Genomic DNA, 21,736 nt, shown 5'->3' on the forward strand with positions numbered 1-21,736 from the left:
CCTCAGGACTATTGTCACTATGGACTGAGCAGCAGTCATCTGTCGCTTTCACTCAGTCTATGGTCCTGAACCAAGCTTCGCAGAATGGTTAGGCCGACCGACCTTGCACCATCGACTGCTTCGGCGGCGATGCCTGCGACTGGCACTGCGGCGTTGCTGCGCCACAGGGAGCATGGAAAGCTTACTTGCGGGAGGCTTCTCAGTCGTTTCATCGCGCACTCGCTCCTAAGTGGCCAGTAAGGCCGCCTGTTCCAGCGAACCAAGAAAGGCCTCGCCCTCTTCCGTTATCATCCACTGCCAGATTCTCACGCTGCCAGCTTCTGTCCGAAAATATCGAGATCTGGCGCCCGCTCTGCCAACAGCTTCATACGAACCATCCCCTCCGGAACGCTGGTGTAGAACGCCGCAAGATAATCCTTCAGGACAGCGAGACTGCTCGACCATCCGGGTGACCGGCGAGAATCTTTAGTATCGAGAGCTGAAAACTCACATCGGCCAACCCAAGGCGGCTACACGAACGACGCAAATGCTAGCAGCACCTGCTTGAACCCGCGCTTGGCTTCGAAAAGACTCTGAAAGGGATGCTAATGCACGGATCCGTCCCGCAGTTTGGACGCAAGCTTAGAGTGTCCCTCGGATCTGGGAGGAGCATTTTGATGCTGTGACCGAGCCATTCCGGCAGGGCTTGCGGGCTGTCGTGCACCGGACTTGACGGTCTCTTAGACAGCCCAGAGTTTTTGCGAACAGGCTTGCGCGGCTCAAAGAGAGCCACGCCAAACTTGCGAGATTGAGTTTCAAAACTAAGGTCGCGACCTTTGCGAGAAAAATGAAAACTACCATACACGCGTGAATGTATCGGCGCCCTTCAACTTGCCAGGCTTACCGTTCTTATCGACGTAGAAGAGCGTCCATGACGTCGGCATTCGAGACCCGTTGATTTTTCCAACCCAACGAGTGAAGGAATTGCACTGGGCAAAAGTAACAACAAAATACAAGCCGGTTGGACTAACGGCTCCCGATGCAGGATAAGGAATGCCTTGGCACGCAAATCCTTGAGCATGGTTCGTGAAAGTCCCTTGGATTGCCCCGGCATTGGCGGACCAAACAAACAGTTCCGAACCCCGTTCATTCTTCCAGTATGACGGAGCAGGAAGCCCCTGCGCCATGGCCTCGCCGGAAAGAAAGAAGATTTGGGCGAGCAGCAAAAATGACAGAAATCTCTTCATAGAAGCTCCAACAGAGTGCTTAATCAGCAACTTAGATTATGTAATTTGTTGCTTCTCGAGGTTACCTTTGCGGCTCTTTTCTCGTTTTCGACAACGAAATGAAGCGCATCCGCGTGAGATCGCGCTGGATTGCGGCAAGGGCGGAGAGCGTCTAGCCCGGCTAGCGCCTGGGTTCTCGCATCGGTCGGCCCATCGGATGTTCGCTTATTCTGATGTGAGGCGCTGCCATGAGTACCATCGTCGGCGGGATGCCGAGAACACAAGCGATTGCCCGCAACTATCTCGGGTGGAGAATCTGCGCCAGGGAGTCCGTTCTAGTAGTTGTCGAAATGCATCTTCGTTCCCCGTCGACTGAGGCCGCTTTCACTCCGTTTCACCGAAGATGGCTGAGAAACACCGAGTGGCACCTCGGAGGCCTACGTCTTCCTGCCTAAATGGGAATCACAACGGTCGCGACGACAAACAGTCGATATGTCGCCGACTCAAATCGCGATCGGGAAGGCTGCTATTTGGTCCGTTCCAGGAAGCTGGGATTTTCGAGTCGACGTTGGACGGCGCGCCGATCTATCAGGAGCGCCCGGTTCCGGGACGCTTGCTCCAAGATTGGGCGACTATTTCTTAACCTTATCACCAGGCGCTATCTGACAACATCGGCAGTTTCCGAACGTCGTGTGAGCGCGTCCTGCTTCTTGACCTGCACGCGTTTTCGGACCTCAGATCGGACGCGAGTGGTGGGAATAGACTTGACGCGTTGCGTAGACCAAAAAAGCTGCCTGCGGCTTCAGCGGCATCGCCACCAAAGCCGCGGCAGGCCTTCAGGCGCGTTCTTAACTGCGCGAAGCGCAGGCGTACATGTTGATTTCCATGCCTACTGGCACTTCTACAATCTTCGGAGCTTTCCAAGTCATTCCGACCTCCCAAGGCGAACAGCGCGACATCGCGCCGAGCGATACCTAGGGCTCCATGGCCTATCGCGCAAGAATCAAGAATGAAGCCGTAGAACCAGGCTGTTGTTTTCGCGCCGCAAACTCGCTCTCTTGTTAGACATCTTCGCATTTACAAATCGTCGGGCCCTGAATCATCGACAAATGAAAGCCGCTTAGCCGCTGATGGATTTTGATCAGCACGAAAAGGGATTCTAAGCAGGGGCTTCGGTATCACCTAAGCTTGGTGGTTTCGATCTTCGAATGATCGCAAATTGATTGAAGACGTAAACGGGAGGGGATGACAGCACGCAAGTACGTGCGGGGCCGATGAATGCCCGAGCGACGCGCCTCGCTCTCTATTCAACGCGATTGATTGCTGCCGATAGCAACGAGACTGAGCGTTTTTGAGCTCGGGAGTTGTGCGCGCTCTCGTGTGTATCGCTGCCCCAATCGTCGATCACTTGGCTTGCAAGCCGCAAAGCGGAAGATTTGGAGGACGTCGGAGATGAGTATTGATCTTACGATAAACAAGAAGTCCTACATTGTCGATGTGCCGCCAGATACCCCGTTGCTATGGGTGCTTCGCGATGTCATCGGACTAACGGGCACCAAATACGGATGCGGAATTGCCCAGTGCGGCGCCTGCACGGTCCATGTTGGCAGCGATGCAGTCCGCTCGTGCATTACGGCCGTAGGTGACGTTGCGAAACCAGTCACCACAATCGAAGGATTGGATGAAGACGGCAACCATCCCATTCAGCGTGCATGGCGCGAGGAGCGCGTCCCGCAATGCGGCTATTGCCAGGCAGGGCAAATCATGCAGGCTGCGGCACTCCTGGCTGAGACCAAGAACCCATCCGATCGGCAAATCGGCGAGGCGATGTCAGGCAATATTTGCCGCTGCGGCTGCTACCAACGGATTCAGTCGGCGGTGCGCACGGCCTCGAGGGGGGTGTAGCGATGAACATGCATGCGCCGAGTACCTCATCCAGTCCGTGCGTGAGGCTTGAGAACGTTAGCCGCCGTCAATTCCTTCGCTCGACGGCAGCTGTGGCAGCCTTTGCTCTTGCTGCTGAGATTTCGAGCCTAGAGCCAGGCTTAGCCTACGAGACTGGTGGCGCTCAGATGCCGCACGGAACCGTGAACGATCCGCACGTTTTCGTCTCGATCGACCCCTCAGGTATCGTTTCGATTACCGCCCACCGCTCGGAGATGGGCACGGGGATTCGAACGTCACTTCCGATGGTGGTTGCTGACGAATTAGAAGCGGATTGGTCGAGGGTTCGCATCGTCCAAGCGCTGGCGGACGAGCCGCGATACGGAAATCAGGATACCGACGGCTCTCGCAGCATGCGTCACTTCTTACAGCCGATGAGACAAGTCGGAGCGGCCATGCGCCAGATGCTGGAGCAGGCGGCGGCGACTCAGTGGGGCGTTCCGTCATCGGAGGTCCAAGCGACCAATCACGAGGTGATACATCGGCCGACAGGGCGCAAGCTCGATTACGGTGAACTCGCCAAAGCCGCGATGGACTTGCCGACCCCACCACTAGAGAGCTTGAAGTTCAAGCCCGACAATGCTTTCCGGTATATCGGCCACGGCAACGTCCCAATTTATGACCTGTTCGACATCACTGTCGGGAAGGCGCAGTACGGGTACGATGTCCGGCTGCCCGGCATGAAATGTGCCGTAATGGCCCGTCCACCCGTTGTCGGCGGGAGGATAAAGTCTTTCGACGCAACAGATGCCCTCAAAATTCCAGGCGTCGAAAAGGTGTTGGAGCTCAAGGTCAATTGGGCGCCGCCCGCCGCATTCGCGCCTCTTGGAGGCATTGCGGTGGTCGCCACGAACACCTGGGCGGCCATAAAGGGTCGAGAAGCCCTGAAGCTCGACTGGGAGGACGGTGAGAATGGCGGCTACGATTCCACCGTGTATCGACAGCAGATGACTGAGGCTGCGGGTAAGCCCGGCCGGATCGAGCGCAATCAGGGTGACTTCGACAAGGCGGTTGCCGCTGCGTCGAAGGTAATCTCCGCCGAGTACTACGTGCCGCATCTCGCGCAAGCCTCGATGGAGCCGCTGGTTGCGACAGCGACTATTCGCAATGGCGAATGCGAGGTTTGGGCTCCTTTACAGTATCCGTTCGGTGCGCGCGAAGCATTCGCGAAGCTACTTGAGCTGCCGATCGAGAAGGTAAAGGTGAACGTCACTCTTCTGGGCGGCGGGTTCGGCCGAAAGTGCCAATCGGACTTCGCGCAGGAAGCCGTGCTGCTCTCCAAGGCACTCGATGGCGCGTCTGTCAAACTCGCCTGGACGCGAGAAGACGACCTTCATCACGGTTTCTATCATACCGTCACCTATTCGCGGCTGGACGCTGGCCTTGACTCATCGGGAAAGGTGGTCGCATGGCGGCATCGTTCGGTTGCCCCGACCTTGTTTGCCAATTTCAAGCCTGATCCAAAGCGTGAGCAGGCGATTGAACTCGGGTTGGGGCTCGCAGATGTCGCTCTAGACATCCCCAACGTGCGCTTCGAGACCGGCGAGGCTCCAGCCCTGACGCGAATCGGCTGGTTCCGGTCGGTCAACAACATACCTCATGCTTTTGCCATACAATCCTTCATTGCAGAGATCGCGCAAGCCCTGGGAAAGGATCCCAAGGACTTCCTGCTCGAAATGATCGGCCCTCCACGCAAGCTTGAGCTTGAGAAGCTTGGGGTGACGGAACCGCTTTGGAACTACGGAGATCCGTATTCGACCTACCCCATCGATACTGGCCGTCTCGCGAACGTGGTGACCTTGGCCGCTTCACGTGCGAACTGGGGAAGATCGCTCCCTAAGGGAAGCGGGCTCGGAATTGCAGCACACCGCAGCTTCCTCTCATACGTGGCAATTGTCGTCGAGGTTGGCGTGGACGCCTACGGAAAGCTGACCATCCCGCGCGTCGAGACGGCGATCGACTGCGGTTTCGCCGTCAACCCCGCGCGAATTCGGTCCCAGATTGAGGGTGCAGCGGTCATGGGGCTCAGCAATTTCATCGGCGAGGTTTCGTTTGCGAAGGGGCGCGCCGAGCAGAGTAACTTTGACACCTATCCGGTGGCCCGCATCGACAATGCACCGATAAATGTGCGTGTTCACATCGTTCCGAATGGTTCCGATGTGCCCGCGGGCGGTGTCGGAGAGCCAGGAGTGCCGCCTTTTCTGCCGGCGCTCTGCAACGCGATCTTTGCCGCGACGGGCAAACGCATACGTGCGCTTCCAGCAGGCGATCAAATCCGCGTCTAGATGTCCAGACGTCAATGTCGATTGCCCAGAGTGGCGATTGAGCTCGACTACACCGCCAAAAACAATTGACCACTAGAGGAGTGAAGGGATGTCCAAGGTAAGCAGGGCAAGAGTTCGATTGTGCGAGACTGTCAGCACGGTCGTGGGGATTGGCTTGATGGCAGGCCTCCTCGGCAGTGCGGCGGCTGCTTCCGATGAAACGACGGAACAGCGGCTTCTCAATGCAACGCAGGAAACGAGCAACTGGCTGCATCACCACCGCGACTACACCGCGCAGCGCTACTCGCCGCTGAACCAGATTAATCGCACCACGATCAAGCGGCTGCACGTTGCCTGGACGATGGCTCTCGGCGGTATCGAGGGAGGTGGCATTTGGAGTCATGGCGGTCTCGAAGGGACTCCGATTGTCGAGAACGGATTCATGTATGTCACCGACGGATGGGGATCGGTCTACAAAATCGATCTTCACGGCGGGAATGGGAATCTGGTTTGGAAAATGGATCCGAAGACCGACCACGACTGGGCCGGCGCCATTGCTTGTTGCGGCGTCAACAATCGTGGCGCCGCGCTATGGGACAACTTTGTACTCTCTCATACCCTCGACGGCCGGTTGGTTGCGACCAATAAGGACGACGGCAAAGTGGCTTGGGAGCGCAAGGTAGCCGATCCCGACAAGGGCGAAGTGATCACCGGCGCGCCGTTGATCGTCAAGAACATGGCTATTACCGGTACGGCGGGTGCCGAGTACGGCATCAGAGGCTGGATCGCTGCCACCGACTTGAGGTCTCAAAAGGAAGTTTGGCGAACCTATACGATTCCAGCCAAGGGCGAACCAGGCAACGACACTTGGAAGGATGATCACGAGTCTTGGAAGACCGGTGGAGGATCTACCTGGGTGACCGGGTCGTACGATCCCCAAGCTCACCTGATCTACTGGGGTGTCGGAAATCCTGGTCCGGATTTTGATACCGAATATCGTCAGGGTGACAATCTCTTCACTGACAGTACCCTTGCGCTGGATCCGGACACCGGCAAGGTCAAATGGCACTTTCAGCACACACCGAATGATCCATTCGATTATGATAGCGTTGCGGAGAGAGTGCTGGTTGACCTCCCCTTCAAGGGAAGTTCGCGCAAGGTAGTGCTCGAGGCTGATCGCAATGGCTTCGGTTACGCGCTCGACCGCACCGACGGCTCCTTCCTCTGGGCAACCCCTTTCGTGAAGAAGGTGACGTGGACCAGGGGGATCAACCCCGAGACCGGGAAGCCCATCGAATATGATCCCAGCAAGTCGGTGCAGATCTATGATCCGCAGGTGACGCTGAACCGGAAGAACACCCACGTCACCGTTTGTCCGGGACATAACGGAGGCAAGAACTGGCCGCCGACTGCATACAATCCTGACCTGAAGACCTGGTACATCCCCGTCATCGAGAGCTGTGACGAGCTGGATAACAAGGAGACGAAACCTGGCGATTGGAAGGCTCGCGAATTCTTCACCGGCGGCGGTCCAGTCGTGAAGATGGCGATAACAGGGAGCGTCACAGCCATTGACGTAACCACCGGTAAGGTCACTGGGAAGTATGAGACCAAATATCCGATGCTGGGCGGGCTTCTTGCAACGCCGGAGCTGGTGTTTGCTGGCCATCCATCCGGAGAGCTCTACGCGCTTGACGCCAAGACGCTAAGCAAAGTGTGGGAATTCAATACCGGCGGCGGCGTTAATGCTCCCCCGATGACGTTCTCCGTCGACGGAAGGCAATATATTGCGGTCCTCGTCGGACTGGGCGGCGCCTGGGACAAGTGGAACCTCGATTCCACAAAAGGCCTGGAAAAGGTCCCACCGGGCTCCATGCTTTACGTATTCGCATTGTGATCCGCTGCGTGGCGAAGTGGGGCGCACCTGAGCGCGCCCCACTTCGTACAATAGTCCAAGAGGAACTAATGGAATTGAAGGTTGTGCGCCTGACCAAACGGGCTGACTGCGCGCTACGCATCGGCGTAATCGGCTTGTTCGCAGCTGCCGGCTTGACGTTTCTCGCGACAAAAGACGTCGCGCGCGGCGAAGGCGGCACGCCCGTCCAGGGGCAGGTCATCAACGGAGCGCACCATACCCGTGATGAAGGGCAGCGTATCTACGAAAAGGCAAATTGCGTCGGCTGCCACAAATGGCATGGCGATGGAGGCGGCGGCTATGGTGGCGCCGCGCTCTCCTTGCGAGCGACGCAGCTCACGCGTGATCAGATCGTCGAAGTCGTCCATTGCGGGCGGCCGGGAACAGGAATGCCGCATTTTGATCGCGACGCCTACAAGGACTACCGATGCTATTCGGGCGTCACGGCTCAAGATCTCGGCAAGGACCTGCCTCTGGATTCAGCGACATTTCTCCGGCAAAACGAAATCGAGAAAGTCGTTGATTATGTCTTGGAGCACATCAAAGGCAAGGGGCAGACGAGCTACCAAGACTGCATTGACTTCTTCGGAGAGGGCTCCAGGGCCTGTGAGGTCTACAAGAACATCTCGATTCACTCGCAAGCAACTGGAACGGAAGAGAAACGATGAATCATCGATCATTGATCCGGGCGCTGCCGCTGTTGCTTCTCTTGGTCGCTTGCGGTGATGCCGGCGCACGCCAAGCGACCGACTTGCGCGACCTGAATCTTGGGATGTCGGTCGCGAACATCCGACCGGAAGAGTATATCAACCTTGTTTGTGCCGATAAGGAGGGAGCCAGCCTGGCGGGCTGGAACGACTTTCCGACCTGTCCGGTTGATGAAGCTGGGTTGCACGGTATTTCGTTTCGTTTCAACGACGAGGTCAATCCGCTGGCGGCCGTGAATGACAAGTATGAGGGTACGAAGCTAGGCGGCCATCCCGTGCTCCTGAGGGGGCTTGTCGACAGCGGCGGCGTGTTGAAAGAAATTCGGATCGACACGGACCCGAACGCACGTCCCTTCTGGCGCAAGAAGGCCTATCTTTTGGCGCTCGCAGTGAGAGCCAGATACGGGGAGGCGGGGTGGACGTGCCGAGAGGCGGAGCACCACGACGGAGAAACGCCAGTCGGCGGTCTGCTAATCAAGGAGCACTGCGAGAAGCACTCGGAGCAGCGTCGCTTGGTTTTGGATCGAGAAGTCTATCGCCGTGCCGGCCAGCCACTCTCGGACTTTGTTAATGCGACGCACCTCGTCATCGAACAGACGACGGAGACCGCTGACTGAGCATTGCGAACTTTCAGGGTTTGTGCCGGTCTCAGGTGCCTTATAGGACAAAGACGCGTCGCGAACGGTATGGGCAATGAGCCAGCATAGGCGAGGCATGCTGGGGGCGTATTGCGTCCGATCACAAGATCCGCTGGCAGGCCGGCCTCGTCTGCTTCCTCCCTCGACTTAAGCCGCTGTTGGACAGGTCCAGCAGCGGCTCTTTTTTAGCCGCGACGAGCGAGCCTAACCCTTCGACGACCCCTAACACGTCACTCCGATGCTCCACGCTAAGCCAACGGCGATATCGATGCGCGAAAACGACGGCAGGCTTGTATGCTGCGTTTTGGGTATGAACGCCGTTGCTGGACGCAAGCAACGTCAATCGCGGCCTGGTGCTGCCCATCCGTTTAAACTGGCGCAACGAACAGGGCGGCCTCAGATGATGCTCGAGACAGATTCTGCGCGGTGATCGTGAGAAACTGAACAGGGGTGCTGCTCACGTCGACGTCGATTAGTCCGAGACGGCGAAGCATTGTATCCAGCGAGCGGCGCGCCTGGGTTTCCGGCGCCCCGTCGATGCAGATGTCCATCAAACCGGACCGAAGACATTTTGCAGTGCTGTCAGTAAGCGCGTGTCCGATCCAGAATACCTTGGCAGGATGTGCTTTCAAAGCCGCCGCAATGCCCTCTTTTCCGGCGCCGACACTGTACAGTCCGATAACAGAGTTATCGTCGCGCAGCGCTTCCGTCAGCCTCTCTGCTGAAAGCAAGTTGTCGTCGTGTCCGAAAATGACGAGGTAGAATTTGTGATCGCCATTCGTGTGCTGCGTTAAATAATCGGAGAAGCCGCGGATGCGCTCCCTATGCGCCCGGTAGGCTCCACTGTGGCACATAGCGAGCAAAGTGCCGCTAGTTCCCCGCAGCATGCGCGACATATAATAGGCGGCGGTCCTACCCGCCGCGTAGTTGTCGATGCCGATATAGGGCACATCATCGCCGGCGCTTCCCGTAAGCATCTGTACGACTTCCACGCCCGACATGCGGGCTTTGCGGATGCTCTCCGTAATCTCCGGGTGGTCCGGAGCCAGAACGATGAGACCGGCTCGGCGAAGAGTGGGCTTCGCAATATGTTGGGCGACACCGGCGATGTCGTCTTCGCGAACGAACGTCCGGTGCACCAAAATGCTTGGGTCCAAAGAGGCCGAAATCCGCTGGAAGGCTGTATTGAGGTCAGCATAGAAGACTTCACCGTCCGGTTGAACGAGAAGAACCTCGATCCGAATGATGCCGCGGTGGGGCCTCAATTGCCGGTCGCCATATTTTAGTTTCTTTGCGGCCTTGATGACTCTTTCGGCTAGCTCGATCCTCACGCCGCCACGGTCATTGAGAACCCGCTCGACGGTCGCTGTACCGACATTCGCCTCACGCGCAATGTCTCTGATCGTCGGACCACTCAAATGCTGCCTCCGGCGTGATTTTGATCAACACGGAACGGAAATTGCGGCTTCGGCTCACTTACTCCCTCGACTTGGTCTTGTGGACGTAAGGACCTTCGCCGTCGAAAGTGTAGGCGGTCTTCGCCGTGGTATAGAACTCCTGCGCGTAGCGACCCTGCTCGCGCGGACCATAGCTGGAGCCTTTGCGGCCGCCGAATGGCACGTGGTAGTCCACGCCCGCTGTCGGCAGATTCACCATCACCATGCCTGCCTCTGCATTGCGCTTGAAATGGCCAGCGTATTTCAGGCTGGTGGTGCAGATGCCTGATGACAAGCCGAACGGCGTGTCGTTGGCGAGTTCTAGCGCCTCGTCATAGTCCTTCGTCCGGATCACAGTGGCGACCGGCCCGAAAATCTCCTCGCGCGCCACACGCATCTGGTTGTTCACTTCCGTGAGCAGCGCGGGCGCGAGATAAAAACCGGGTGTCTCGCGTATCAGGAGCTCGCCCCCAGTAACAAGCTTGGCGCCTTCTGCCTGGCCTATGCTGATATACGTCAGGTCCTGGTCGAGTTGGCTCTGGTCGACGACCGGGCCGACATGCGTACCGGCTTTCAAGGCATCGTCAATGACAAGCCCTTGCATCCGCTCCTGCATCGCGGCCACGAATCGATCGTGGATGCCATCTGTCACAATCAGCCGAGACGAAGCCGTACAACGCTGGCCGGTGGAGAAGAAGGCGCTGTTCACCGCACATTCCACTGCCAGCTTCAGATCGGCATCATCAAGGACCACCATAGGGTTCTTGCCGCCCATTTCGAGTTGAAGCTTCTTCATCGGTTCAGAAGTGATGCAGGTCTGGGCGATCTTGCGCCCCGTCGGCACTGAGCCCGTAAAGGAGATGGCGCAAACCTTCGAACTGCCCAGCATCGCCTCGCCAACCACCGACCCCCGGCCCATGACCAGGTTGAAGACACCTGGCGGCACTCCGGCGCGGGCGATGATCTCTGCGAGCGCATGAGCCGAACCCGGCACGAGCTCGGCCGGCTTGAACACAACGGTGTTGCCGTAGGCGAGCGCTGGCGCGATCTTCCAAGCTGGAATCGCGATCGGAAAGTTCCAGGGAGTGATGAGCCCGATGACGCCGACCGGCTCGCGGGTGATCTCGACATCCACGTACGGCCGCACCGATGGCAGCTTCTCGCCTGCCATCCGGAGGCACTCGCCGGCAAAAAATTGAAAGATTTGCCCAGCCCGCGCGACCTCGCCGATGCCTTCCAGCAGGGTCTTTCCCTCCTCGCGGGAGAGCAGGCCGCCGAGTTCGTCCTTGCGACCTTGGATCTCGTCGCCAATCGCCTTGAGGATGTCATGCCGGGCCTGAATGGTGGAGCGCGACCAAGCTGGAAAAGCGTCAAAAGCGGCGGCAATCGCGCGCTCAGTCTCGATGGCCGAGGCGCAGGCATACTCGCCCACAACGTCGTTGGTGTTAGACGGGTTGATATTTGAGGCGACTTCGGCGGCGGGAAGCCACTCGCCAGCAATATAGTTCTCTTTCATCGATAAGCTCTAAACTCGGATGGAATTTTGTAAGTGCATTAAACTCCTCGGCCTGGCACCTCGTGTCGCCGAATAAGTCACATCGAGCAGAACTATTCAGCGTCCCCAGCGGAGCGCCAAGGGGTTGACCCCGCGCGCAAGCTCAAGCAGCCCGGCTTTCGTTTTGGGATGAATTTGCTCCAGGGGATGCCGCACAGCGTCACTTCGGATGACGTTGCCTTCTCTCATCACGCTCTTGGCAGCGCGCAGGCCACATTGACGGTTCTCGTAGTTGACCAACGGCAGCACTTTTGCATAAGCAGCGGCCGCGTCCGTGGTCCGACCCGCCTTATGATGATCGAAAACAGGGCGCAACAAATCGGGACACAGGGCACTCGACATCGTTCCGGTCGCGCCAGCTTCGAGATCTGCCATCATGGTAATGGCTTCTTCTCCGTCAAACGGACCTGCTACGGCAGCGCCACCCGCCTCGATCAGGTTGCGCAGCTTCGCTGCAGCAAACGGAACTTCGATCTTGAAATAGTTAGCGAGCGGCACCTCTTGTGCCAGCCGCACGAGAAAAGGTACCGAGAGCGTTACGCCGCTGAGCGGCGCATCCTGGACCATGACTGGGATTCTTGCTGCATCGGCCACACGAGCGAAATGCTCGATCATATGCGTTTCGTCCGCCTTGAGACCCGATCCGTGGTAAGGCGGCATCAGCATGAGAAGGCTTGCGCCTCGTTCGGCCGCATAGTGCGCGCGTTCCACGGCGATACGCGTGCTGAAATGGCTGCATGTCACCATGACCGGCTTGCGGCCAGCCACGTGTGATAGGCAGAGGTCAACTAGCAATTTGCGTTCCTCGTCTGACAACAGGAACTGTTCGGAATAGTTGGCCAGGATGCAAATTCCGTCGACGTTCTGATCGATCATGCAATCCAAAACACGCCGTTGCCCCTCGATGTCGAGATCTCCAGTCTCCGTGAATGGCGTTGGCGCGACGGGAAACAGACCGTTATAGAGCGCGTTTTTTTGAACTTGCATGGTCAGGATCTCTTTTGGGGGATGAGGAGCCTAGGGACGAGCAGCTGGTATGGGGTGATCTGGTATCGCGAATGTTCTTTGGCTCGAACAGCACGTGAGAACTGGCCTCAGTCTTAACGACCGCGTACCTGCCAAGCATCACTATCTGCCTGATAGTTGGACTAGTGCCGGTCGGTCTCCTCCCGTTGGACCGCGACTCTAGAATTTGCCTGAGGTGGTCACGAACATTGATAGCGAGTCTGCTAAGCGCCGCTAACGAGTGTCGTTAGACGTGTGAGTTCAGTGGCACGTACATTCCGACTGGCGAGGAGAAGATTAGCCAGGCAACAACATGCGGATGCGCTTTCTGTCATTGCCGAACTCTCGCGGGAGCAGTTGATTCTCGAACGATCAACCGCGTTTCGAGCTCCACCCTGGAGTGGATATCCAGCGAATTTTGATCTGCCAAAAAGTAGTTAGCTGCCTGTTCGCCCATCAATCGAGCCGGGACGTCAATCGTCGTCAGACCAGGAGTGAGATATTCGGCGATGTCGAGATTATCGAAACCAATCATCGATATGTCTTGGGGGACGCTTAATCCAGCATCCTTGCAGCCGCGCAAAGCTCCGACAGCAAGCACGTCGCTTCCGCAAAATATCGCTGTCACATTCTTATTTTGATTGAGAATGAGTTTGACCGCGGCTCGGCCGCGGCTGAACTCATAAGGCGATTCCACAACGGCGATGCGGGACCGGTCAATTCCACGACGTTCAGCCGCAGCCAGGAAACCCTCAAGGCGCCCAGATGCACGTTCGTTCTCCCGCGTTATCCCAGCAATGACTGCGAGATTCTTGTGGCCGAGGTCTGCAAGGTAGTTTGCTGCCAAAGCCCCGCCACTGCGATTGTCAAAGCCCATGCTAGGAATCGAATGATCATCCGAGAGTGCGTAGGTTACAGCAAATCTCACCTTGCGTTCGCGCAGTAGCTTGAGAGTTTCCTTTCGATGGCTGGTGCCGACGAGAACAATGCCGTCGACCCCTTTCTCAATGAGATTGCGCACTTCGCGAATCTCTCGATCTAGATCGTACCCTGTTGCAGAGTAGATCAGCGACGCGCCCGCGGGCGCGAGTCGGCTCTCCAGTCCTTCCAGCATTCGAGTGAAGATCGCGGCGTCTAACGTCGGAACGATCAAGCCAATCAGCCGGGAACGCGAGGATCGTAGCGCGCGCGCCGATCCATTCGGAACGTAGCCGAGTTCATCAACGATCCGCAGAATGCGTTCTCTCAAATCGATCGCGACGGTCTCCGGTCGATTCAACACACGCGAAACTGTGGCAATAGAACACCCCGCGCGTTTGGCTATTTCGAAAACAGTCGGTGATTGCCTTTGGTCCGCACGGGCCGTTTTTTCTAACGCCATGAGCCTATTTCTTCCTCGCCCGCCGGCCTGGGAGGCTGCGCGCTGAACTGGTTTATGTGAAAACGTTACCATATTGTCTCGGCTTATGGAACTGATAAATCAAGCCAAAATAGCCTGTAAATAGGCCGCATTTCGCCAATTGTCGCCGTTTGTAATTTTTGCGCTTGCATACTGAGATTGAAGATGTAAACCTTTTCATGAATTGGTCACCTCTCAAGGCAGGTGCACTCGCAAGCGACAACGGCGGTTGGTTGCGAGGCAAGGCTTGGTGGTCAGAAGTCATGAGCCCGCCGGGCAGTGGAGAAGGCATGCAAGCGAAGAGCAAACGAACGGGCGCGGTACCGATTATTACGGCTAAGCAAGCCGTATCGCTGATTTCCGATGGTGATTGCGTCTACTTCGGTGGTTCGGCCGGCGTTGCAATCCCCGAACTCGTCATTGACGCGCTGCGCGATGTCCATTCCGAGGAGGGATCTCCAAAGAATTTGATGCTGGTTGGCACTGTGGCCATTGGCGATTGGGCCACGACTGGATTCAACAAGTTGGCAGCTCCAGGCCTAGTGCGTCGAGTTGTGGCGAGCGGTTTGAACAATTGCCCTGCACTTGGACGGCGGGCGCTAGCCAACGAAATCGAAGCGTACACCCTCCCCCAGGGGGTCTTGGCGCAGCTCGCTCGCGAGAATGCAGCGGGGCGACCGGGCGTGATCACGAAAGTTGGGCTCCGGACCTTCGCCGACCCCCGCATCGGCGGCTGTAGGCAGAGCGAGTGCAGCAAAGAGAATATGGTTGCTGTCGTCGATATCGAAGGAGAAGAGCACCTGCTCTATAAGACCTTCCCAATTCAGGTCGCGATCCTGAGAGGCAGCATTGCGGACGAGAAGGGAAATATCTCGCTCGAGGACGAGGCATATGTCGGCGAAAGCATGTCGATCGCGGCTGCCGCGCGCCGCTCGGGTGGAATAGTCATTGTCCAGGTCAAGCGCGTAGCTGCATCCAATACGCTAAACCAACGAGAAGTCAGAATACCTGGAGTTCTCGTCGATTACCTCGTCGTCGATCCCAGTCAGCGACAGACCTATGCAACGGAGTACAGCCCGGCCTATGCCGGAAAAATGCGTGTACCGGACGGGAAAATCGGGTCGCTGCCGTTCGATGTGAGAAAGGTAATCGCGCGTCGCGCGGCGCTTGAGTTGACGCCCGGAGCTACCGTCAACATCGGCTATGGAATCTCGAACGGAATTGCCGTCGTGGCCGCGGAAGAAGGAATATATCGCTCAGTCACGCTGACGGCCGAGCAGGGGGTCATTGGCGGCATTCCTGCGCCCGGACAGGATGCCGGCGCCGGTACGAACTACGACATGATCGCGCCGCAACCGGATCAGTTCGATTTTTACGATGGGGGCGGGCTCGACATCGCGTTTCTGTCTTCGGCGGAAGTCGACCGGCATGGCAACGTCAATGTGAGCCGCTTCGGCGACAAGATCATAGGACCTGGCGGTTTCATCAACATCAGTCAGGGCGCCCGAAAAGTCGTGTTCTCCGGCACTCTCACGGCGTCCGGACTGAAGGCGGTTCCGGACGGCGGTTCTCTCGCCATTGCTCATGAGGGAACGGTCAAAAAATGGGTGAAAGAGGTGCACCAAATCACCTTCAGTGGCGCTTTTGCAAAGGAGCGTCAGCAAGAGGTCGTATTCATTACCGAGCGTGCCGTGTTCAAGCTTACACCGAATGGCCCGATGCTGACCGAAGTAGCGCCTGGTGTATCAGTCGAAAAACACGTGCTGCCGAATATTCAATTCGAGGTAGCCGTGTCGCCCGACCTGAAGCTGATGGATGCAAGGATATTCAGGAACGAGCCGATGAAGTTGGCGGCGCGCTTCCACGATGGCGTCGCACTGGCGTAAGGGAGCCGCTGACGTGAAGTTCGTTACAAGAGAATACGAGGACAAGGTCGAGATCCTGGCGATGAATAGGCCGGAGCGACGCAACGCTCTGGGTGAAGACATTCTGAAAGATCTGGTTGAATCGGTGGGCCGGGCGGCCAACGATAAAGATGTCAACCTGATATTGCTTGCTGGAAACGGTCCCGGTTTCTCAGCCGGTGCGGACCTTAAGGATTTTTCGGCCGGCGACATCAACGACACCTTTGACCTGAATCGCCGGCTAGGCGCATTCGTGCGCTCTCTTGCTCTTGTCAGAAAGCCCGTCGTTTGTGCTGTCGATGGGTTTGCCCTGGGCGGCGGCCTCATGCTCGCAGCCTCATGCGACGTTGTCGTAACGGCTCCAGTGGCACGCTGGCATTTGCCGGAAGTGTCGTTGGGTTGGTTGCCTGGCTTCGGGCTGGACACTTTAGCTGCACGCGTTGGACCGTTTGCGGCTCGCTCCCTAAGCTGGAGCCCGACCGCGATCGATGGCGTGGAGGCTCATAGGTTGGGGCTGGCTGACATTCTGTCGCCTCCAACTGAAACTGCTCGCGAGGCGGCGCTCCGCTACGCCAAAGGCCTCGCGGCAATGCCGCCTCACGCCGTGCTGACCACGAAACAATTTTTCTCCACTTCTGTAACCGCGAGGGCAGAAGTGATGGATGACTTGGCGAACCGCTACTTTGCTCAGGACATCCTCCACGAGACGGCGCGGGCGAATATGCAACGCTTTCTTCCGAAGAAGACCGTCGGCGCCTAGCCTCGGGGTACACAAAAAGCTCGTCACACGGGTTGTTTTCAAGGAACGATATGAACCACGTCATCCAGTCCCTCATCGTCGTCGAGCGGCCTGACCCAGCCGTACTGTTGCTGCGGCTCAATCGCCCAAGGCAGAGAAATGCACTGAGTGCGGCCCTTCTGGGTCAGCTTGCCGATGCGCTTCGTGCGGCTCGTTCCAATGAGTCCGTGCGATGCGTCGTTCTCAGTGGCGATGAACGCGCCTTTTCCGCTGGTGCTGACATCAAGGAGATGCAGCAGCACGGCTTCGAGGCGCTGAGCGATCCCACACGGCAGGATGCATGGGATATCATCGCCGGCTTCCCCAAGCCGCTCATTGCGGCCGTTCGAGGCGTGTGCCTGGGCGGCGGCCTCGAGCTCGCGATGCTCGCCGACATCCTGCTAGTGGCGGAAGACAGCGTACTCGCGCAACCGGAAATCACGATTGGGATCATGCCTGGGGATGGCGCTACCCAGCGGTTGACGCGGACCGTTGGCAAATCCCTGGCCATGCAGATGGTGCTGACAGGTGAGCCTATCAGCGCGCAACAGGCAGTGGCCGCGGGACTCGCATCCGAAATGCTGCCGGCGTCCGAGTTGCTCGCACGCGCGCTCGCGATAGCGCGCGTTATCTCCAATCGTGCACCAATTGCCGCCCGGTTAGCCAAGGAATCGATTCAAGCTGCCTACGAAACACCGCTGTCGGCCGGCTTGGCAGTCGAGCGGCGCGCAATCCGATATGCGTTCACCACCGATGATCAAAAGGAGGGCATGGCTGCCTTCGTGGATAAGCGGCCACCGGTATTCACCGGACGTTGACGGGGAGCAGAGCTCACATCGCCCTATGACTTAGCGGTCGTCCGCGCGGCAACACTCAACGCGGGCTGCTCGCGCCGAAATGTAAACGTTTTCAATATAATTGAACCGGAGGGAATGAATGACCACGATTATTGAACCCATCGCTCGAGCCACGCCGCAAACCATGGCGCCGGCGACGCCGTATGAAAAACCAGTTGCCACTAAGAGCATGACCATAGCTTTGGGCGGTGGCGTAGCTTTGGAGTGGTACGACTGGACCGTCTACGGAATGATGGCTTCTTTTCTGTCGCCGCTCTTCTTTCCCTCTAGTGATCCGACGACGTCACTGCTCGCTGCACTTGCCGTGTACGGCGCGGGTTTCTTCGCGCGACCGGTAGGAGCCGCGATACTCGGTCCTATTGCCGATCGCATCAGCCACAAGCGCGTGATGATGATCTCCGTCACCGCGATGGCACTGTGCTCGCTGCTGATTTCCGTGTTGCCGGGCTACAAGGAGCTTGGCGTCGCGGCGGCGGTGATATTGCTGCTCATCCGGCTCATCCAAGGGCTCGCCACCGGCGCTGAAGCGGGTGTCGCCAACGCCATTGCGATCGAACTTGCACCGCCGCGCGAGGAGGGGCGCTACCTTGGTCTGATCAGTGGCACATTTATCCAGCTCGGTGTCTTCGCATCCAGTTTGGTCGCCTTTTTCGTGAGTGCCTCCGTGGCTCCCGAGACAATGCACGAATGGGCCTGGCGGCTGCCCTTTGCAGTCGGCGGGGTACTCGGCCTGCTCATCATCTATTTGCGTAGCAAACTGCCAGAGACCTTAATCAAGCACGCCATGCATCGCGACGAACTGTCGCGCACTCAGGAGACCACAGGCGACGTGTGGAAGACGCTCTGGAGCGTACGGCTTTCGCTGCTCGCCGTCATCCTGGTCGTCGGAGCGGTGCAGATTGCGAACTACGCATGGAATGCCGGTTTGCCCAACCTAGCCAACGGCGTGTTCAAGGAGAACAGCACCTGGGTGTACGGGATTACGACTCTCATGGGCGTGATCTGGATCGTCACAGCGCCCTTCGTGGGCGCCTTCGCAGACAAGGTCAGGCCCTCGCGCGCATTCACGTTACTCCGGCTGCTGCTCGTCGCGTGCTTCTTCCTTACGTTGGTTTATTCCGAGAAGAGCATTTCCACGTTCTTCTTCGTGATGGTGTTCGGAGGCGCGATCGTCGGCTTCAACATGGCCCTCTACAACTTCATCGCAACTACGCTGATGCCACGGTCGGTACGTACGACGGGTATCGCTGTCGGGTATGCGCTCGGGGTATCACTGTTCGGCGGGACGTCACCCTACCTGCTGGTGTGGTTGCAGCATGCGCAGATGGCCTGGATGTTTCCCGTTTATGGATCGGTGATCGCGGTGCTGAGCGTGGTCGTTTATCACGTCGCGAAGAAGCGCGGTCACGTCTACATCGGCGAGTGACGTAAAGCCTTGTCGTCACACAATTCGGGCTTCGCGTAGAGCCCGAGAGACCTTCTTAGGAGGAAACATGTCCAGAAACGACTTCTTGTCGGCCCGCGAGAGCATGCTGACCCGCATTGCGCAAACGCGGGATGCTTCCACAGCTGGCCTGCCGCATTGGGCCGGCACTGAGGATGGAAAATGGACGTTTACGTCCGATGGTGATTGGACCGGCGGAGCCTTCGTCGGCGAACTCTGGCTAGCCCATCTGGCGGAACCGCAGCATTTCCCGATCTCTGACGCGCATGCCGCGCTGGCTCGCATGCTGCCCCGCGCTGAGCGGCGGACGGCGTTCAAGGGTTTTGGCTTCTACCACGGTGCGGCGCTTGGAAGTATCCTCTTCGGAGATGAAACGGCACGTGATGCGGCGCTCACGGCAGCTAGGTCTTTGGCGCAGATGTTCGACCCGAAACTGGGCCTGATCCCGCTAGGCCAGGATGCTGAGGAGGCCAGCGCCGTCGGGACAGCTGAAAGCAGCATCGATTCCCTCCAGGCCACTGGCCTGCTTTACTGGGCCGCGGGCCAGCTGGGTGACTCGCACATGGAGGACGTCGCCAACGCCCACATGCGGAGCGTATTGGAGATCCATGTGCGCCCCGATCATTCGGTGATCCAATCGTCAACGCTCAACCCGCAGACCGGGAAGGTGTTGAGAACGCATACGCATAAGGGATACAGCGATGTTAGCACCTGGGGTCGAGCGCAGGCGTGGGCGATGCTCTATACCGCTCATGCGGCCATGGTTCGTCCCAAGGAGCCTTTGTGGCGCGAATATGCCGTGCGCGTGCTGGACTGGTGGATCGCCCACGTTCCAGCGGACCTGGTTGCATACTGGGACTTTGATGACCCGGCAATTCCGAGTACAAGCAGGGATACCGCGGCCACTGCGATCGCCGCGGCAGCATCCTTGCGACTTGCGTCTGCACTCGGTCCCATCGATGGCGCCAAGTACCGAGACTTCGCAGAACGGACGGTGACACAGCTGATCTCGGCATACCTGACGCCCATCGGCACTGCCGATCAGCGCCCGGTCGGAATGCTCACCGGGGGATGCTTCACCCGAAAAGCCGAGGCGCGCGATATCGACACGGCCCCGGACGCAGAACTGATATTTGGTAGCTACTTCTTGTTTGAGTCGCTTGTGATCCTCACCGGCCTCGTGACTGCAGGTCGGATCTAGTACCCACTTTCCCTGGGAAGTGAGTCATGATTCAACATCGGGATGATACCCGAAGCAAGAGAAGTCCACCTTTCGAAGAAAGATCGCAAGGTGCTTGAGGAACGTTGCCGCTCACCGCTGACGTTGCAGCGCGATTTGAAGCGGGCGCGGATCGTTCTTTTGGCTGCGGCCGGTCGCAGTACCCGATCGATCGCCAAGGAGGTTGGGGTCCAGCCGCGGATTGTCAGCCTTTGGCGCCATCGCTATGCGGATCATGGTCTTGAAGGTCTGCAAAGCAAGCCCCTGCCGGGCAAGCAGCCGATCTATACGAAGGCTACCGACAAACGGATTTTAAAGTTGCTCGATAAGTCGCCTCCCGCCGGGTACGCGCGCTGGACAGGGCCCCTGCTGGCTGGGGAACTTGGCGATGTCGACATACAATATGTCTGGCGATTCCTGCGCAATAGCAAGATCGATCGCGCGGCCCGCAAGTCATGGTGCGAGAGCCACGACCCGCAGTTTACGGCCAAGGCCGCCGACGTAGTCGGCCTCTATGTGGCCCCGCCAAAAAAGGCTATCGTCCTATGCGTGGACGAAAAGCCCTCGATCCAGGCCTTGGAACGAGCGCAGGGCTATCTGAAACTGCCGAACGGCAGATCCCTGACCGGGCAAAGCCACGACTACAAGCGGCACGGCACGACCACGCTATTTGCAGCGCTGGAAGTCGCCACCGGGAAGATCCTTGCGACGCATTCGAAACGACGCCGCCGGGTCGAGTTTCTCGACTTCATGGATCGCGTGACCGCAGTATTTCCGAACCGCCAGCTTCACGTCATTCTCGACAATCTCAGCACCCACAAGAAGAACGAGGAATGGCTCAAGGCGCATCCCAATGTGAAATTTCATTTCACGCCCACGAGCGCGTCCTGGCTCAATCAGGTCGAGGTGTGGTTTTCGATCTTGCAAGGGCAGTCGTTGAGCGGCGCCTCATTCACAAGCCTCAAACAGCTCGAGCAGCACATCGATGCCTACGTCAACGCATACAACGACAAAGCTGAGCCCTTCGTCTGGACAAAGAAAAAGGTACGCCAGCGTCCCTTCAAAGGCAGACGTATCACTCAGCTATGATTCCGGGTACTAGCACGACTGACAGACAAAAAGGCGCGCGGGCATCCAGGTTCGTAAATCTGGCCAAAAATTACATGAGACCAAAGCGTACGATGATGATGCTGAGCGTCTGGATTAGGAATGTCTTTGAGGGAAGGCCAAACGTTGGTCGATGGCCTTTGGCGCACAAGCGACCACACATCTTGGGCGCCGAAAGGCTAACGCTGGTGAAACTACGCAAAGGAAAGCAGGTCGGATAATTGTCTAACCGAGCTTCTTGCAGTCATCGCACCGTGGTCTTCCTGCGGTCCCCAACTGTCTATGCCATTGCTTGATATGCTTGCCCGCGGGGCAATTATCGTGGTCATGATAGACGTTTCGATGGGCAGGAGGATATT

17 protein-coding genes are annotated in these 21,736 nt (G+C 57.9%); 11 read left to right on the plus strand and 6 right to left on the minus strand.

All coding sequences use genetic code 11. The features are described 5' to 3' along the window. Positions 1-833: 833 nt before the first annotated feature. Both ACNJYB_RS05440 and pqqA read right to left on the minus strand, forming a co-directional pair. Entirely contained in the window at positions 834-1,226 is a 393-nt protein-coding gene (locus tag ACNJYB_RS05440) for an avidin/streptavidin family protein (RefSeq protein WP_439373058.1), read from the minus strand. Between the two features lie 827 nt (positions 1,227-2,053). Beyond that, complete coding sequence (gene pqqA, locus ACNJYB_RS05445) at positions 2,054-2,134, minus strand: pyrroloquinoline quinone precursor peptide PqqA (protein ID WP_439375467.1); 81 nt, start codon at positions 2,132-2,134, stop codon at positions 2,054-2,056. Positions 2,135-2,657: 523 nt separating this feature from the next. Between pqqA and ACNJYB_RS05450 the strand changes: the two genes are divergently transcribed. The 5 genes from ACNJYB_RS05450 to ACNJYB_RS05470 all read left to right on the plus strand — a co-directional run bounded on the left by ACNJYB_RS05450 (position 2,658) and on the right by ACNJYB_RS05470 (position 8,652). Continuing rightward, on the plus strand, positions 2,658-3,110 hold the full coding sequence (locus ACNJYB_RS05450) for a (2Fe-2S)-binding protein (protein ID WP_439373059.1): 453 nt from the start codon (positions 2,658-2,660) through the stop codon (positions 3,108-3,110). Positions 3,111-3,112: 2 nt separating this feature from the next. Beyond that, a complete protein-coding gene (locus ACNJYB_RS05455) occupies positions 3,113-5,434 on the plus strand; it encodes a molybdopterin cofactor-binding domain-containing protein (protein WP_439373060.1) in 2,322 nt (773 codons plus the stop codon). Between the two features lie 157 nt (positions 5,435-5,591). Continuing rightward, positions 5,592-7,310, plus strand: a complete 1,719-nt coding sequence (locus ACNJYB_RS05460; RefSeq protein WP_439373061.1) for a PQQ-dependent dehydrogenase, methanol/ethanol family — start codon at positions 5,592-5,594, stop codon at positions 7,308-7,310. A gap of 68 nt (positions 7,311-7,378) precedes the next feature. Continuing rightward, positions 7,379-7,996, plus strand: coding sequence for a c-type cytochrome (locus ACNJYB_RS05465; protein WP_439373062.1), 618 nt, complete (start codon positions 7,379-7,381; stop codon positions 7,994-7,996). Beyond that, on the plus strand, positions 7,993-8,652 hold the full coding sequence (locus ACNJYB_RS05470) for a hypothetical protein (RefSeq protein ID WP_439373063.1): 660 nt from the start codon (positions 7,993-7,995) through the stop codon (positions 8,650-8,652). The genes ACNJYB_RS05465 and ACNJYB_RS05470 overlap by 4 nt, the downstream gene beginning before the upstream one ends. Positions 8,653-9,041: 389 nt before the next feature. Here the strand turns inward: ACNJYB_RS05470 and ACNJYB_RS05475 are convergent, their stop codons facing one another. The 4 genes from ACNJYB_RS05475 to ACNJYB_RS05490 form a co-directional block, all read right to left on the minus strand. Further along, positions 9,042-10,091, minus strand: a complete 1,050-nt coding sequence (locus tag ACNJYB_RS05475; RefSeq protein WP_439373064.1) for a LacI family DNA-binding transcriptional regulator — start codon at positions 10,089-10,091, stop codon at positions 9,042-9,044. A 58-nt stretch (positions 10,092-10,149) separates the two neighbouring features. Then, entirely contained in the window at positions 10,150-11,625 is a 1,476-nt protein-coding gene (locus ACNJYB_RS05480) for an aldehyde dehydrogenase family protein (protein WP_439373065.1), read from the minus strand. A 96-nt stretch (positions 11,626-11,721) separates the two neighbouring features. Continuing rightward, a complete protein-coding gene (locus tag ACNJYB_RS05485) occupies positions 11,722-12,651 on the minus strand; it encodes a dihydrodipicolinate synthase family protein (RefSeq protein ID WP_439373066.1) in 930 nt (309 codons plus the stop codon). Positions 12,652-13,000: 349 nt separating this feature from the next. Beyond that, positions 13,001-14,050, minus strand: a complete 1,050-nt coding sequence (locus ACNJYB_RS05490; RefSeq protein WP_439373067.1) for a LacI family DNA-binding transcriptional regulator — start codon at positions 14,048-14,050, stop codon at positions 13,001-13,003. A gap of 308 nt (positions 14,051-14,358) precedes the next feature. Between ACNJYB_RS05490 and ACNJYB_RS05495 the strand changes: the two genes are divergently transcribed. The 6 genes from ACNJYB_RS05495 to ACNJYB_RS05520 all read left to right on the plus strand — a co-directional run bounded on the left by ACNJYB_RS05495 (position 14,359) and on the right by ACNJYB_RS05520 (position 21,359). Next, entirely contained in the window at positions 14,359-15,954 is a 1,596-nt protein-coding gene (locus tag ACNJYB_RS05495) for an acyl CoA:acetate/3-ketoacid CoA transferase (RefSeq protein ID WP_439373068.1), read from the plus strand. Between the two features lie 13 nt (positions 15,955-15,967). Further along, positions 15,968-16,732: an enoyl-CoA hydratase/isomerase family protein gene (locus ACNJYB_RS05500; RefSeq protein ID WP_439373069.1), complete on the plus strand. Its 765-nt coding sequence runs from the start codon at positions 15,968-15,970 to the stop codon at positions 16,730-16,732. Between the two features lie 50 nt (positions 16,733-16,782). Further along, complete coding sequence (locus ACNJYB_RS05505; protein WP_439373070.1) at positions 16,783-17,568, plus strand: enoyl-CoA hydratase-related protein; 786 nt, start codon at positions 16,783-16,785, stop codon at positions 17,566-17,568. Between the two features lie 118 nt (positions 17,569-17,686). Continuing rightward, positions 17,687-19,033: an MFS transporter gene (locus ACNJYB_RS05510; RefSeq protein WP_439373071.1), complete on the plus strand. Its 1,347-nt coding sequence runs from the start codon at positions 17,687-17,689 to the stop codon at positions 19,031-19,033. A gap of 67 nt (positions 19,034-19,100) precedes the next feature. Then, complete coding sequence (locus tag ACNJYB_RS05515; protein ID WP_439373072.1) at positions 19,101-20,252, plus strand: hypothetical protein; 1,152 nt, start codon at positions 19,101-19,103, stop codon at positions 20,250-20,252. A gap of 42 nt (positions 20,253-20,294) precedes the next feature. Beyond that, positions 20,295-21,359, plus strand: coding sequence for an IS630 family transposase (locus tag ACNJYB_RS05520; RefSeq protein WP_439373073.1), 1,065 nt, complete (start codon positions 20,295-20,297; stop codon positions 21,357-21,359). Positions 21,360-21,736 lie beyond the last annotated feature (377 nt).

This window comes from Bradyrhizobium sp. SMVTL-02, assembly GCF_051853005.1.
In the GTDB taxonomy this organism is placed as follows: domain Bacteria; phylum Pseudomonadota; class Alphaproteobacteria; order Rhizobiales; family Xanthobacteraceae; genus Bradyrhizobium.